We start from the raw sequence: 1,319 nt of genomic DNA on the forward strand, positions 1-1,319 counted from the left end.
GTGGTTTCCGTGGCAGCGGTCGATAAGGATTGGCCACGGAACATTGGCTACACACGAAAGACAACGGACGGAGCCGTAGCGGCTGCGAGGGCAACGAGCAACATCACACTGCTAGCCGAGACAGAGACTTCCGCCACGTATTCGACGTTCGTTTCGCAGGCGACAGGCGGCGTCGTGTGGGACAACGGCACGGCCGCGAACGCTTCGCAGATTGACGGGCTACTTGCCACGACCAACGGGGCAGCCACCGTGGCTACGCAGTTGGCGAGGCTGGATGCGGCGGTGAGTAGTGCCGGGTCCACCGCACTCGTGACCACAACCATCGCAACACTGGCCAGCCAAACGAGCTTTACACTGACCGCCGGCAGCACGGATGATGACGCCTACAATAACTGCGTGGCGATAGTGACAGACGCGAGCACCTCGACGCAAAAAGCGTTCGGTACCATTGGCGACTACACGGGCAGCACCAAAACCGTAGCCCTTAAATTTGACCCGGACGTGTTCACTATGGCCGCCGGCGACACGATCAGCATCGTAACCCCAGTTGCCGAAGCCAGTGGACCTATCGAGCACATCTCCGTCCCAAGCTCCAGAATCCTTGTCGTCAGTAGCCGTGGGGATGGGACCTTCGGCGTTAACGGCCGCATCCGCATGCGGGCTGGCGAAACGCTCTGGTGGGCCGTGGAACTGAAGGGCACGCAACTATCAGCCGGCGACTTGGTGGACGCCATGAGCCCCCCAACCCTCTCAGGCGCACAAGCCGCGAATATGACTGTTCCGAGTTTCGGTGTCTTCGGCACCGCCGCCAAAGTCAAGTGTGTCCTCAGCGGCAGTGCCACCACAACCGACACAATCAACGTGGTCCTGTCGATCACGCCCGACAGCGGAGAAACCATTCTGATCGTAGTCCCCGTCACCGTGGGGAGTTAGCCATGATTGCGATTGCACAAAACGGCGTGCCGGAACCCGAAGACGAGGGGGGAGGGGGGGCGTTGTTCACGCGGTCGGACAACTTACGTGCCGATGCTCGCTTGGCGGCGAATATGATTTCGCTGGGTGTCGTATCAGAACAACAGGCATCGGCGTTATTGCGGCGGGGCTTTGCACTGGCATCGCGAAGTGCCCGCAATGGCGACGCACGCGGTTATGCGGCGTGTATGAAAATTGCGATTGAATGTGCCAAGCTGGAGCAAGCCGAGCGTCACAAGGCGATTGACAAACGACTGCCAGACCTCCACGCGGTAGGTGGAGTGGTAGAACACCGGGTGACCGCCGCGGAACTATTGGACCAAACTGATTATGTCGAGTGGCTACGA

The 1,319-nt window shown here is 60.0% G+C and carries 2 protein-coding genes; both read left to right on the plus strand.

The genetic code is table 11. The features are described from left to right. Positions 1–933, plus strand: a 933-nt coding sequence (locus tag IT540_RS20755; RefSeq protein WP_291181781.1) for a hypothetical protein, incomplete at its 5' end; no start/stop codon positions are given. Between the two features lie 2 nt (positions 934–935). Beyond that, positions 936–1,319 (plus strand): hypothetical protein (locus IT540_RS20760; RefSeq protein WP_291181782.1); only part of this gene is annotated, 384 nt, incomplete at its 3' end.

The organism is Hyphomicrobium sp., from assembly GCF_020852195.1.
Classification (GTDB): Bacteria; Pseudomonadota; Alphaproteobacteria; order Rhizobiales; family Hyphomicrobiaceae; genus Hyphomicrobium_C.